Annotated in this window: 12 protein-coding genes; 8 read left to right on the top strand and 4 right to left on the bottom strand. The window is 40.5% G+C overall.

Annotated features, from left to right (window positions below):
* Positions 1-17: 17 nt before the first annotated feature.
* From H562_RS0114150 to H562_RS15260, 3 genes are all read right to left on the bottom strand, one after another.
* On the bottom strand, positions 18-716 hold the full coding sequence (locus H562_RS0114150) for a DUF1826 domain-containing protein (RefSeq protein ID WP_027378092.1): 699 nt from the start codon (positions 714-716) through the stop codon (positions 18-20).
* Between the two features lie 79 nt (positions 717-795).
* Complete coding sequence (locus tag H562_RS0114145; protein ID WP_027378091.1) at positions 796-1779, bottom strand: hypothetical protein; 984 nt, start codon at positions 1777-1779, stop codon at positions 796-798.
* A 206-nt stretch (positions 1780-1985) separates the two neighbouring features.
* The gene (locus H562_RS15260) at positions 1986-2480 is read right to left on the bottom strand and encodes a c-type cytochrome (RefSeq protein ID WP_034691218.1); all 495 of its coding nucleotides are present in this window, start codon (positions 2478-2480) and stop codon (positions 1986-1988) included.
* A 402-nt stretch (positions 2481-2882) separates the two neighbouring features.
* Between H562_RS15260 and H562_RS0114125 the strand changes: the two genes are divergently transcribed.
* The 4 genes from H562_RS0114125 (at position 2883) to H562_RS15455 (ending at position 6342) form a co-directional block, all read left to right on the top strand.
* Positions 2883-3788 (top strand): universal stress protein, encoded by a 906-nt coding sequence (locus H562_RS0114125; RefSeq protein WP_027378090.1) that lies wholly within the window; start codon positions 2883-2885, stop codon positions 3786-3788.
* Positions 3789-3798: 10 nt separating this feature from the next.
* Positions 3799-4245 carry a GNAT family N-acetyltransferase gene (locus H562_RS0114120; RefSeq protein ID WP_027378089.1) on the top strand — a complete coding sequence of 149 codons (447 nt, stop codon included), beginning with the start codon at positions 3799-3801 and terminating at the stop codon, positions 4243-4245.
* Position 4246: 1 nt separating this feature from the next.
* Entirely contained in the window at positions 4247-5368 is a 1122-nt protein-coding gene (locus tag H562_RS0114115; protein ID WP_027378088.1) for an alanine racemase, read from the top strand.
* A 92-nt stretch (positions 5369-5460) separates the two neighbouring features.
* Positions 5461-6342, top strand: a complete 882-nt coding sequence (locus H562_RS15455) for an AraC family transcriptional regulator (RefSeq protein WP_156832017.1) — start codon at positions 5461-5463, stop codon at positions 6340-6342.
* Positions 6343-6368: 26 nt separating this feature from the next.
* Here the strand turns inward: H562_RS15455 and H562_RS0114105 are convergent, their stop codons facing one another.
* The gene (locus H562_RS0114105; RefSeq protein WP_027378087.1) at positions 6369-7130 is read right to left on the bottom strand and encodes an XRE family transcriptional regulator; all 762 of its coding nucleotides are present in this window, start codon (positions 7128-7130) and stop codon (positions 6369-6371) included.
* Positions 7131-7192: 62 nt separating this feature from the next.
* On the opposite strand from H562_RS0114105, the gene dinB reads away from it, so the two are divergent.
* From dinB to H562_RS0114085, 4 genes are all read left to right on the top strand, one after another.
* On the top strand, positions 7193-8341 hold the full coding sequence (dinB, locus tag H562_RS0114100; protein ID WP_027378086.1) for a DNA polymerase IV: 1149 nt from the start codon (positions 7193-7195) through the stop codon (positions 8339-8341).
* A 107-nt stretch (positions 8342-8448) separates the two neighbouring features.
* Positions 8449-8796 (top strand): type II toxin-antitoxin system RelE/ParE family toxin, encoded by a 348-nt coding sequence (locus H562_RS0114095; RefSeq protein ID WP_027378085.1) that lies wholly within the window; start codon positions 8449-8451, stop codon positions 8794-8796.
* A 7-nt stretch (positions 8797-8803) separates the two neighbouring features.
* Positions 8804-9118, top strand: coding sequence for a helix-turn-helix domain-containing protein (locus H562_RS0114090; protein WP_027378084.1), 315 nt, complete (start codon positions 8804-8806; stop codon positions 9116-9118).
* A 423-nt stretch (positions 9119-9541) separates the two neighbouring features.
* A complete protein-coding gene (locus tag H562_RS0114085) occupies positions 9542-12601 on the top strand; it encodes a DNA polymerase III subunit alpha (RefSeq protein ID WP_027378083.1) in 3060 nt (1019 codons plus the stop codon).
* Positions 12602-12622: the final 21 nt, after the last annotated feature.

Below are 12622 nucleotides of genomic sequence, written 5' to 3'. Positions count from 1 at the left end.
GAATTAAAAATGAGCCATTAGCAGATCAGCAACAATCGCAGTTCACCGGTTTTTTCTATTGGTGCGCGGTGCACGCATGGCAAACTTTTCTGGCCGGGATGATCAACTGCGAGTTTCCAGAGGTTTCCCACACCAAGATTGATGGGCCGGCTGCCGGATTTGGCTTCGTAATGAAGATCAAAATAATTGTCTACAAGGAATTTTTCAAAGTCAGCTTCATCGCCATCATAAATTTTTGCGAGCTGCTCACGTACTTTGGGAATTGAGACTTTCTTTAAAGCGTCGGCGTTTGGCAATATTTCGCTTGCCGCACCAAAGTAAGTACATAAAAAAGTGCTGGTTGCAACTGGCGACCGGTCTACATGAAAGGAATATACATCGGTAGAAATAAAATCAAAAACATCGTCGCGCTCATAACATTTAAGTAAATTAAGTGATGGCAAGGCACCTGCCTTTGTCAGCAGATCAAGGTCGTTTAAAATACAGCTGCGGGCCATATTTCCTTTCTCAGAAAGCTTCAGAGACAAAAGATCTTCGGTGGAAATTTCTGTAATATCTTCCTCAAGTTCGAGTTTTGAAACGATCTCCAGAAAATCTCCTGTGAGATTTCTTTCCCAACAAACTGCGTTCAGCGTTCCGCGGAATTCACATTCCATAAGCGCATCGAAAGAGGCTACAGTCTTTATTTGTTGTTTACACGGATTATTTTGAAACATTGCTTATTAAAATTAAAACTTTCTAAAGCCCTCAAAATACAGGAAATATGGAAACGGGTCTTTTTTTGTTTTAAAGAATCTAGAAAGGCTGATTAATTGTTTCCGGAACTACGAACTCCTTGGTATAAGGATTCTGCAGAAAACTTAAGAACGGTTTCTGAAACTGTATGATATCTTCGCGTTGAATACCGTACACCGACCAGTAGTTCGTGAGCAGTTGCGCAAAAACCTCTTCATCCCAAAAGGCAAAAACCGGGCGGTCTTCTGTAGCCATTATTGGAATCGCTTCGATGGAAACTCCCTCTTCAGTGCAGTCAATTTTATATTGCGGTTTGTATTGTAATATATAATCGGCGTAGTGAAACCGTGCAAACAACTCTTCAAACTGAAGCGGATGTAAAACGTGACCTTTCATTTTTTCAGTAAGTTCTTTTTCCTTTTCACCGATGACGCCGTTGTCCTGCAAACAGGCGATAAAGCCAAAACCATTGACACCAAACTGAAACAAAAGATTCACAGTATCATCGCGGTAACTGATAATATCCGCCGAATATTTCAACGGAAAAACTATGATGCTCCAGGGTTTATGGCCTACAAATGAAACCGGTTCTACGATTGACTTCAGCATAAGATGAAAATTTCCAAAACGTTCGCGGAGCATTGGCGACAGGTCAAACTCTTCGCGCTGTCTCATCATTCGGTTGCTTTCATAATACATTTCGTAGTACAGCATACCGTAAACCATTCGGCCTGCCCACAGGAAAATCTGTTGCTCATCAAGTTGCTCAATGCCTTGGAATCCTTTTTTGTATGCATTGTAAAAGGTTTCATCCAGCGCTTCAAAAGCTTTTTTAACACGTGGCGAACACGGCAGCTGAAGATCATTGTATGTGTATGATTTTGATTTGTCCATCATTTCAATCCGGTCTTCGCGGAATTTAAAATGATCCATAAGCCAGTTCGGGTAAACCGGCATTTTCTCGGTTGTAAGTTCGCCGGTCAGAAAGCAGAACTGTTCGTTGAAGATCAGATCGTCGAAAGGATTAAAAAGCGTTGGTGACATATAAATAAAACACAGTTTGGTGAAAAAGTTTTTGCAAAGATAGCCATAAACACTGTGGCCGGCGCCGAACGTATGTGAAATATATCAGCCGAAACACGCGTTGGAATTTCTTTAATTTTGAATTACGCATTTTTGAAAAGCGCATAAAAAACCCCGAACGATTTCTCGGTCAGGGCTCGCAGTATAAAATGGGCACGTATTTCCTGCTATTTTTTATTTTCTTTTCGGGGCGGCATCAGAACCGGGATCATTTTGCTTACGCCCTGTAAATATTTTTCGGGATCAGAGTTTCCGCGGTGGCAGGTGATACAGTAAACGCGTGTGACCTGTTTTGGTTTTGGATCCGGCATGTGAGGCAGAAAATATTTTGAATTGATGTCGTCGGTCATCTGGATCATTCCCCGCGCTATTTCTTTATTAAGTTTGGCGTCGGAGGCAAAGTCCAGCTTTTCAGGATTGTCCTTTTGCGGCGCGTGGCAGTGTGCACAATCAACGCCTAAAGATGCATTAAAGGTTTTCATTAAAAACATCAGGCTGTCTTTGGTAATGTTTTTGGGCAGAACTTTCAGGTTTTTGAAATCACTTTGCGATTCGCTGACCGGACGGTACACTTTGGTTGAATTCGTGGTCACGATTACTATTGCGCCAATAATCGCAAGCAACCCAAAGAACGAAAGGTAGGATTTAAGTTTTGTTTTCATAATATTCAGTTTTAAGGTCACACTAAGTTATAAATTATTTTTTTGGTGGGGTGAATTTCTGCTTGGAATTTTTCGCCTGATAACTTAGAAACCTGATACAAACCATGAAAACTGAGCAGATTTTCATTAGAAATTATTAGAAACTTAATGCGCGGACGATTTTCATTTGCGCTTGTTTTTTCTGAAATTCATTCCAAAATTTGAAACAGAAAAGCGCATAGTCGCCATCAAGTATATTTTTTTATTAACTACCTTTTTATTTCAGGAAAGTTTCTAATTGTACCAAATCACTCGATATAATCGGTAATACGTACCACTATGTGCGTTTTTATTAACATCAAATCTTTTAGTGGAGGCGTAACTTTGCCGTGAGAAATTTTGTGAAACAGAAAAACAATGCAGATGAAATCCGAAATAAAAATCATACTTGTTCCTACCGACTTTAAAAACCGGTCAGGAAACGCGCTGCAAGTTGCTGCTAAAATGGCTCAGCGACACAATGCAAAACTAATTGTTACGCACGTGATCAATGCGTACTACATGATCGATCACGGCGGCAAGCAACTCATTGGTTCGCAGACATTACAGCAAAATATCGATAATACAACCCGCAAGCTTGAGGCACTTCAAACCAAATTAAAGTCAAAATATAATCTTGCTGCCCAGGTGCAGATCAGTACGCAAAACATCGTCGACACCATCAATGATTTTATTGTAAGCGATAATGTAGATGTTGTAGTAATGGGAACCAGCGGCAAACAGAAAATGAAACATTTCATCTTAGGTTCCACTTCATATAATGCGCTTCTGCACGCAAACTGCTCCGTTCTGCTTATTCCAGAAAAATTCCAAAAAACAACTTTTGAGAAAATTCTTTTTCCCGTACGTGTAAAGCACGAGTTACATCAGAAAGCAGATTTATCGGTTTTACTGGCGCGGAAGAATAATGGTGACATCAACCTGTTGGGTGTGGGCAATCCGCAAAGCAACGCCATGGTGCGCCAGGCTTATATAGAAATGAAAAAAAATCTTGCCATAAAATCTGCGGATTTTATTTCAGAATTTAAGTTTTCGCGCGATAGTGCAGATTTGATCGCGGAAGCCGCTAAATCCAAAAACAGCGATATTATTATGCTGGCGGACCAGGACGAAGATTCGTGGAAATCCTTTATGGCCGAAAATTTCTTTAAGAAAATGATCAACCGGACGGATATTCCACTGTTTATCGTAAAATCTAAACTCAAAAAAATTAAAAATAACACAGAACGCCTCACAGGTTATGATGTAACTTTACCTGTTCCCGGATAAAATATTTTATATGATTACAATCAAAACTTACTCTCATCATGAACCTGCTTCAGCATACATTCAAAAGGAAATCGGTCATTTTCTCTTCGAAAATCTGGAGCAATACGGTGATCCCGAAGAGCATATCCAGAAATGTCTGGACTATGCCTTTGGTAAAGACCAAAAACCTGGAGGTCTTGTGATCACTGCAACAGACACTGCAACCCAGAAGCTTGCAGGCGCTGTCATTCTGAATAAAACAGGTATGGAAGGCTATATCCCGGAAAATATTCTGGTTTATATTGCGACCGATAAAGAACTCCGCGGAAAAGGCGTGGGAAAGAAACTCATGCAAACCGCCATTGAAAATACAGACGGCGATATTGCGCTGCACTGCGAACCCGATAATCCTGCGAAATTCCTGTATGAAAAACTCGGATTTTCCAGTAAATATCTCGAGATGAGATTAAAGAAATAACATGTCATACATTACTTTACATGCCACAAAGCTGAGGCACAACTTTAAAGTACTCGATCAGGTTTTCGAACAGAACCATATCGAGTGGGCAATTGTGGCTAAACTGCTCTGTGGAAACGAAAAATTTCTTGAGGTTCTGCTGAATTTGTCGGACAAAGAGATCTGCGATTCGCGACTTAGCAATTTGAAGACTATTAAAAAAATATCGCCCAAAACCCAGACCATTTATATTAAACCTCCGGCAAAGCGCCTGGCCAAAAGCATTGTGAAATTTGCCGACGTCAGTTTCAATACAGAACTGGCAACCCTGGAGGTGCTTTCTGCCGAAGCTGTAAAACAGAATAAAATTCACCGCGTGGTGCTGATGGTGGAGATGGGTGAGCTGCGGGAAGGAATTATGGCGCGGAACCTGATGACTTTTTATGATGAGGTTCTTGCACTCCCAAATATTGATGTGGTGGGACTTGGGACGAATCTCAACTGCCTGAACGGAATTTTGCCCGATGAGAAAAAACTCTACAAACTCAGCCGTTTTAAAGAGATCGTGGAAGAACATTCCGGGAAGAAGATCCCGTATATTTCGGGAGGTTCATCGGTAACGATCCCGCTTATTTTCACTAATGAAATTCCGCTCGGTATCAACCATTTCCGGGTGGGCGAAACGCTTTTCTTCGGAACCAATGTGTACAAAGATTCCTTGTTGGCAGGCATGTATCACGATGTTTTCACGCTGACTGCTGAAATCATCGAAATGCAGCAGAAACCCAATATTCCGTCCGGTTTGGCGGGTACCAATCTTACGGGAGAAACGCCTGTGTATTCTGAAGACGACAGAGGAAGTTCCTCGCTGCGGGCGATTGTAGATGTGGGATTACTGGATATTGATTTGCGCGATATTGCGCCGCTGCTCCCGGGAATTGATATTATTGGGGCCAGTTCCGATATGCTTATCCTTGATCTTAATGAAAATGCCGCGAATCTTGAAGTGGGTGATACCATTGATTTCAGCATGAATTATATGGCAGTTTTGCGTGCTATGAATTCCGATTATGTAGATAAAAAAGTAGAAACCGAGATCTTGCCACCCTCGCTTACATCGGATGAATTTATCTGTCTGAACTAGTTTTTTGTCACAAGACTTACCCCGAATTTAGATGAAATTATTTGTTTTATCTGGTTTGTTTTATCTTTGTTAAAGATGTAAAACAGACCTCAATGGCGCGTTCCCGTATTAATTCTCTTACAATAGATTCTTTGAAACATCCTTTTTCTTTTCAAGGTGAATTTCTTCTGCTCAATGTTTCAGATTTGGTTTCGGTGTTTTCTGCCCAGAATTCCTTTAAAACAAAATTTTACACATTGCTTTTGGTAGAAAGCGGTTCGGGTACTTTGCGCATTGATCATCAGGCACATGCGCTGCAGAAGGGCCGTGTTTTTTTTGGCGATTACGGACAGGTTTTTTCTTTTTCTGAGGTTGAGAATTTCCGGGGAGAGGCGGTGCTTTTTACGCGTTCTTTTTATAATTTGATTTATACGGGCAACCGAAAGATCCGGAACGATACCGCATTTTCGAACTTGCCTTTTTTTCGTGACTTCTCCAAAAATGACTTTGCCCATTTCCGTGCAGGCATTGCGGATATTAAAAGGGAATTCACGCGTGCAGAAGTTTTAGGTCAGGAAATTATCTGTTTGTTATTAAAGGCGTCTATGTTGAAATACATCCGGAAGACCGAAAATCCGGATTATATCGGCTTCAAGACCAACCGGAAGAATTCTTATATCGAAGATTTTAAGAATCTGGTTGAAATTCATTTTAAGGAACTCAAAAGAACTTCAGATTATTCCCAGAAATTGGCCATTTCCGCGAATTATCTGAATGCTTTAATTAAAGAAAAATTCGATATCTCGGCAGAAAATTATATTCAGAACCGTGTGATTCTGGAGGCAGAAAGACTGCTGCTGAATACTGATCTTTCCGTTACGGAAATTTCTTTTGAACTTGGTTTTTCCGATAAGTCGCATTTTGGGAAATACTTTAAAAAAATCACTCAGGAAAGTCCGAATAATTTTAGGAAAAAATTTGCCGGTTTATCCTAGTTTTTTTTGTGTTAATGTTTTGCGGTTTACTGCGCTTTGATCAAATCAATTTCCTTCTTCAAACTTAGAAACATGTCCTTCACCGTCATCATATCCAAAGTTTCGGTTTCAAATTCTGCCGTGTTGATGCTGCATGCATATTCCCAGATTTCAACCAGCTCCGAAAGTTTAATATCATAAGGCTTATACAGTGGATTGTCGGAACTCACCGTAATATTTCTGGTGGTTTTCTTTTCAAATCTTTTGTACACCACGCCTTCATTTTGGGTGATGAAGATATAGGTTTTCCCTTTTTTCAGCTCATTTACATTTTCCACATATTTTCCCACGATAAAAGTTCCGTCCTTAAAGGGCGGCATGGAATCTCCACTTGCCGGAAACGCGCGGAATTTCCCGTTTCGCAGAAAAGGAAGTGAGATGGTCTGGAGTTTCTCGATATATTCGGGATCGCTGTAACCCTGCAGATAACCCATCTGGGCTTTTTCCGGAATGATTTCAATCTGGTTTTCGCCTTTTTCATCAACCATAATAGGCAGTATTATTCGGTTGTCCGGCAGTTTTAACATTTTTTCTAAAGGGTATTTACGCACATCCATTCCCACGAGTAAATCAATACTTACGCGGTAATACTTGGAGATCCGCAGAAGGATCTCAATGGGCGGTTCTGTGGCGCCGTCTTCATATTTGGCATACCGGCCGCGGGTGATGAGAAGGTCATCGGCGACTTTCTGTTGCGAGGATTTTTGTTGCGCCCTCAAATACCGCATGTTATCTGATAAAACTGACATTGCTATAAATTATATCAACAAATATACAAAAATTTGATATAAATCATACTAATTTTGTTCCCATGGAAAGAGCAATTGTACACATGGATCTGGATACTTTTTTTGTGTCCTGTGAAAGATTACAGGAATCGAAACTCAACGGAATCCCCGTCATCATCGGTGGTGGCGACCGTGGAGTAGTAGCGTCCTGTTCTTATGAAGCGCGGTATTTCGGCGTGCGTTCTGCCATGCCGATTAAAATGGCGATGCGGTTATGTCCCGAAGCAAAAGTAATTCGCGGCGATTACGAACGCTATTCAAAATTCTCAAAAGAAGTCACCGAAATCATTCAGGAAAAAGTTCCTGTTCTGGAAAAAGCCAGCATCGATGAATTTTATATGGACCTCTCGGGTATGGACCAGTTTTTTGGGTGTTACCAGTGGACGAAAGAAATTGCTGACTCAGTAACGAAAAATACGGGATTGCCGATCAGTTTTGCCTTATCGACGAATAAAACAGTGTCGAAAATAGGCACAGGAGAATCAAAACCTGTGGGAAGATTTGAAATTCCCGCCCAACATACCAAAAGTTTCCTGAATCCTTTATCGGTACGGAAAATTCCTATGGTCGGCGATGTGACCTTTCAGCTTCTTTCGCGTGTCGGCATCAGAACTATTCAGACTTTGGCAGATATGCCGGTTTTGGTTTTGCAGCAGATGATTGGTAAAAACGGCGGCGAACTCTGGAAAAAAGCCAACGGCATCGATCTTACTCCGGTTGTTCCGTATTCGGAGAGAAAATCTTTGGGCACCGAACACACCTTTACCGATGATACCATGGATGTTTTCGAAGTCAGGCGGCTGATCTCGGGTATGGCAGAATCTTTAGCGTACCAGCTGCGGCAGGAAAAATGGCTGACTTCCACCGTAGTTTTAAAAATACGTTATGCCAATTTCGATACCGAAACCAAACAGGCAAAAGTTTCCTACACCTCCATTGATCATACTTTAGCCCGCGTAGCCCTGGATCTTTTTGATAAACTGTATACGCGAAGAATGCGTCTGCGCTTGGTAGGATTAAGGTTTACAAACTTAGTTCACGGTACCTATCAAATGAATTTATTTGAAGACAGCGAACAGCTCATCAATCTTTACCAGGCCATGGACCGCATGAAAAACCGTTTTGGCAAAAATGCGGTGGGTAGAGCTTCGGGATTTGAATTGGTGTGTTGAGTGTATAAAATTTCCCTGGTTCATTAATAGAATATAGAACACGATATTAAATAAAGTTTCATTATAACGAAACTTTAATTATCTTTGATTTACTAAATATTTCATAAATGAAGAATCTTTTTGAAATTATTTTTTTGGATGAGGCGTTTGAGTTTTTAAGTGGACTGGAAAAAAAGCATTATGAAAAAATTCTTTACAATATTCGTAAATCTCAGGTAAATCGGGATCCGGAACTTTTCAAAAAATTAACCGATGAAATTTGGGAATTTAGAACGCTTTATCAGGGTCTTCAATATCGGCTTCTGGCATTTTGGGATAAAACTTCATCTACGCAAACCCTGGTTATTGCAACCCATGGATTTATAAAAAAGAGAAGTAAAATTCCTGATAATGAAGTTGAAAAAGCAACTAATGCAAGAGCTAAATATTTTACAGAACAACAAATTAAAAAATAAGAATAAAATGAAAATCTATACTTTAAATCAAGTACAAGATCGATTAATAGGAGAGATTGGTACACCGGAACGTGACTTGTTTGAGTATGAACTTAAAATGGACCTAATTGGTAAGGCGATAAAAGAAACCCGAATTGAAAGGAATTTGACCCAGGAAGAATTAGGGAAATTAATAGGCGTACAAAAAGCTCAAATATCCAGACTGGAAAGTAATGCCAATAATGCAACAATAGATACCTTATTAAAAGTTTTTACTGCTTTAAAAGCTAAAGTAAAATTACAGGTAGAATTACCCAATTTAAATATAAGTGTAGGGGAATAGTAATTGATTTTTAACCACAAAATCCCAAAGTTTCCTTTTTTTAAAGCTCAAAAATACCAAAAAGCGGTAAGTTCATTTTCCCTACTGTAGAATTAAGAAGGATGTGAAATTTTTAATTTCAGAGAGATATTTTTAATTACGAAGAGTTTTTTCTGACTTTAGGAAACGGAAGCGTTAAGAAAATTGAATTAAAACCCGTTAAAAAATTCCCACTGTTTGAGCGCGCAATAATTCTTATTAAAAGGCTATATTTTGTATCGCGCGAGTTTGGGGAATTTTAGGATTTAAATTCAAATTTTAGCTGAATTTCCAGTCTTGTCCGCCGCGGCGGATGGTTCTTTTGTTTCAAGACAAAAGACCAAAAAATGCATTTTTACAACTTCTGAATCTTCATCTCTTGTCTATCCGTCTATCATCTAAAAAATGTTTCTAAACTCTCACACATACCACAGCCTGCGTTACGGCACTTTATCGGTTGAAGAACTGGTGAAGCAGGCCGTGGATTCCGGTGCGAAAGAACTGGCTCTGACAGACATCAATACCGTTACCGCGATTTATGATTTTAAAAAAGAATGTGAAAGATCCGGCATCAAACCCATCGTTGGCGTAGAAATCCGGCGGGAAAATCAACTCCTTTATATTACCATTGCAAAAGATGCAACCGGAATCGCCGAAATCAACCGCCTGCTGACGAACTACAATTGCGAAGGAGCCGATCTGCCGCAGGTTTCACCGGATTTCGAAAAAGTTTTTGTGATTTATCCGCTTCAAAATATCCCGGAAACTTTAAAGGAAAATGAATTCATCGGCATCCGTGCGGAAGAACTGAATCTGCTGATCCGGCCGGAGTGGCAAAAGTTTTTGGATAAGATAGTCGTGCTGCATCCGATTACTTTTAAAACAAAAAAAGAATTCAACCTGCATAAAATTCTGAGAGCCATTGATCAGAATACTTTGATCTCCAAACTTGCTGAAAACGATTTCTGCAGGGTAAATGAAACTTTTAAACCTTTAGAAAAAATCAAAGAAAAATTTAAAAGATATCCGAAGATCCTGGGAAACACGCAGTTTATTCTGGATCACTGTTCTTTTGACTTTGATTTTACCACGCCGAAAAACAAGATTTATTTTACTGAAAATAAAGCCGATGATGATGCGCTGCTGAGATTGCTGGCTTATGAAGGTTTAAAAAAGAGATATCCGGAACCGACAAAAACCGTTATCGACCGTATTGAAAAGGAACTGAAAGTCATTCAGGAAATGGATTTTGCCGGCTATTTTTTAATCACTTTGGATATTGTGAAATACAGCAACAGCCGCGGTTTCCTGCATGTCGGTCGCGGCAGTGGCGCCAACAGCATTGTGAGTTATTGCCTCGGAATTACAGAAATTTGTCCTATCGAACTCAATCTTTATTTTGAACGTTTCCTGAACAAAAACCGAAACAATCCACCGGATTTCGATATCGACTGGAGTTGGCAGGAAAGAGATGAGATCCTGACTTACATTTTCAAAAGATACGGCAAAGAGTACGTCGCTTTTTGCGGCACCAATGTCGAGTTTAAATACCGCTCGATCTTTCGCGAAGTGGGCAAAGCTTTTGGTCTGCCAAAAGAAGAACTCGATGTTCTGGCCAAAAATCCCATGGAAGTTCACGATGACAATAAAGTCGTGAAACTCGTGCAGAAATACGGCATGCTGCTCGAGAAATTCCCGAATCAAAGAAGCATGCATTCCTGCGGAATTATTATTTCCCAGGAACCGCTCACGAATTATACCGCTTTGGAAATGCCACCGAAAGGTTTTCCCATCGTGCAGTTTGATATGAATGTAGCCGAAGATATCGGCTTTGAAAAGTTCGATATCCTCTCGCAGCGCGGCCTCGGAACCATCAATGATACTTTGAAACTCGTGAAAAAAAATCAGGGCGTTGACATTGATATCCACCAAACAGCGCTCTTTAAAAATGATAAAAACTGTAATGATTATTTAACTATCGGCAAAACCATCGGCTGTTTTTATATTGAAAGTCCGGCCATGCGCGGGTTGCTCCGGCGTCTGAAGTGCGAAAATTATCCGACTTTGGTAGCGGCTTCCTCGATCATCCGTCCCGGTGTGGCGCAGAGCGGGATGATGAGGGAATATATTTTCCGGCACAACAATCCGACGCAGTTTGAATATTTTCATGATGTTTTTAAAGAGCAACTTGGCGAAACTTACGGAATTATGGTCTATCAGGAAGATGTGATCAAAATTGCCCTGCATTTCGGGGGCGTTTCGGCAGACGACGGCGATGTTTTACGAAGAGCGATGAGCGGCAAGTCACGCTCCATCAAAAAACTTCAGGAAGTAAAAGATAATTTCTTCGAATCCTGCGCGCGGAAAGGTCATCCGGAACAACTTTCTAAGGAAGTTTACCGCCAGATCGAATCCTTCGCGGGCTATTCTTTCTGCAAGGCGCATTCTGCTTCTTACGCTGTAGAAAGTTACCAGAGTTTATATTTAAAGGTGTATTATCCCATCGAGTTTATGGTGTGCGCCATCAATAACGGCGGTGGTTTTTACCGCACCGAGGTGTATGTTCATGAATGCAGGATGGGCGGTGGAAAAATTCATAATCCCTGTGTGAATAAGAGTTTATTTGAAACTACCGTTTATGGCGAAGATGTTTTTTTGGGTTTGATGCATATTGAAAAACTGGAAAGCAGACTCGCGAATTTCATTCCGGATGAAAGAAGAAAAAATGGCGGTTATACTTCTCTGGAAAATTTCATCAAACGCGTGCCGGTGGGGATTGAAACGCTGCAGACTCTGATTTTTGTGGGCGCTTTTCGCTTTACGGGAAAACCCAAAAATGAGTTGCTGATTGAAGCAAGATTGTTGATGGTTCATTTTAAACCGGAATATCGTTTGCCCACTTTTTTTGAAACGCCAGTGCAGGAATATGAACTTCCGGTCCTGAAAAGAAACCGGTTTGAAGATGCTTTTGATGAAATAGAAATCCTTGGATTTGCTGTTTCCTGCAGTCCGTTTGATCTGTTGCAGACAAAATTTCGGGGTAATATAATGGCGAAAGATCTGCCGAAATACCATAAACAACAGGTAAAAATGTTGGCGTATCTGATTTCGAGAAAGCACGTTCCGACTAAAAAAGGCACCATGTTTTTCGGTACCTGGATCGATGTGGAAGGCAATTTTTTCGACACTGCCCATTTCCCGGATAATTTACAGAAATATCCCTTTCAGGGTGGCGGATGCTATCTGCTAGCCGGAATGGTGGAAGTGGATTTTCATTTTCCTACGATTACGATTTTCAAAATGGCGAAAATGCCTTTCATCCCGGACCCGCGTTATGCTGAAGATAAAGAAATGCGGTATGAAGTTCACAAAAAAATCAATGAAGATGTGAGTATGACGTGGAGACAACCGTATCCGCAGGAGCATGAGATCGGTTTGCCGCGGCTGAAAATGGTGGAAAAGTGAAGTTGGATTTAAAATTGAATG

It is taken from the genome of Kaistella palustris DSM 21579 (assembly GCF_000422265.1).
Taxonomy (GTDB): domain Bacteria; phylum Bacteroidota; class Bacteroidia; order Flavobacteriales; family Weeksellaceae; genus Kaistella; species Kaistella palustris.
Note: the sequence above shows the minus strand (reverse complement) of the source record. Positions and strands in the feature narration are given on the sequence as shown.

Coding starts and splice junctions, on each gene's coding strand:
- H562_RS0114150 (WP_027378092.1), bottom strand. CDS start 716: ATGTTTCAAAATAATCCGTGTAAACAACAAATAAAGACTGTAGCCTCT.
- H562_RS0114145 (WP_027378091.1), bottom strand. CDS start 1,779: ATGTCACCAACGCTTTTTAATCCTTTCGACGATCTGATCTTCAACGAA.
- H562_RS15260 (WP_034691218.1), bottom strand. CDS start 2,480: ATGAAAACAAAACTTAAATCCTACCTTTCGTTCTTTGGGTTGCTTGCG.
- H562_RS0114125 (WP_027378090.1), top strand. CDS start 2,883: ATGAAATCCGAAATAAAAATCATACTTGTTCCTACCGACTTTAAAAAC.
- H562_RS0114120 (WP_027378089.1), top strand. CDS start 3,799: ATGATTACAATCAAAACTTACTCTCATCATGAACCTGCTTCAGCATAC.
- H562_RS0114115 (WP_027378088.1), top strand. CDS start 4,247: ATGTCATACATTACTTTACATGCCACAAAGCTGAGGCACAACTTTAAA.
- H562_RS15455 (WP_156832017.1), top strand. CDS start 5,461: ATGGCGCGTTCCCGTATTAATTCTCTTACAATAGATTCTTTGAAACAT.
- H562_RS0114105 (WP_027378087.1), bottom strand. CDS start 7,130: ATGTCAGTTTTATCAGATAACATGCGGTATTTGAGGGCGCAACAAAAA.
- dinB (WP_027378086.1), top strand. CDS start 7,193: ATGGAAAGAGCAATTGTACACATGGATCTGGATACTTTTTTTGTGTCC.
- H562_RS0114095 (WP_027378085.1), top strand. CDS start 8,449: ATGAAGAATCTTTTTGAAATTATTTTTTTGGATGAGGCGTTTGAGTTT.
- H562_RS0114090 (WP_027378084.1), top strand. CDS start 8,804: ATGAAAATCTATACTTTAAATCAAGTACAAGATCGATTAATAGGAGAG.
- H562_RS0114085 (WP_027378083.1), top strand. CDS start 9,542: ATGTTTCTAAACTCTCACACATACCACAGCCTGCGTTACGGCACTTTA.